This window comes from Mesorhizobium sp. M1D.F.Ca.ET.231.01.1.1 (assembly GCF_003999155.2).
Classification (GTDB): domain Bacteria; phylum Pseudomonadota; class Alphaproteobacteria; order Rhizobiales; family Rhizobiaceae; genus Mesorhizobium.
Genome location: NZ_RZOZ02000307.1, coordinates 1 through 279 on the forward strand (window position 1 = coordinate 1; position 279 = coordinate 279).

Consider the following 279-nt stretch of genomic DNA (forward strand, 5'->3'; position numbering starts at 1 on the left):
GCTGAGGAAGGCTGCGACCCGGTGCGGCAAGGTCTCGACGGTGCCGATGGCGGCCAGTCTTTGCTTCATGGAAAAGTCTCCGTCACGGGCAACAGGCAGCCAGGATTCATCAAGCTCTTGGGGTCGAGGGCGTTCTTCAGTGCCATGACCAGGCCGCGATGCGTCGGCGAGAGCCCGGCCCAGAATTCCCGGACGCGGCTGCGGCCGATACCATGCTCGGCGCTGATCGAGCCGCCGAGGCCGACGGCTATGTCGTAGAGTCCAGCAGTTATCGAAGCG

The 279-nt window shown here is 64.5% G+C and carries 1 protein-coding gene; it reads right to left on the bottom strand.

Features of this window, described 5'->3' with window-relative positions; all coding sequences use genetic code 11:
- Positions 1–65 precede the first annotated feature (65 nt).
- Positions 66–279: FAD-linked oxidase C-terminal domain-containing protein (locus EN874_RS33435; protein ID WP_135884761.1), on the bottom strand; the 214-nt coding region annotated here is incomplete at its 5' end.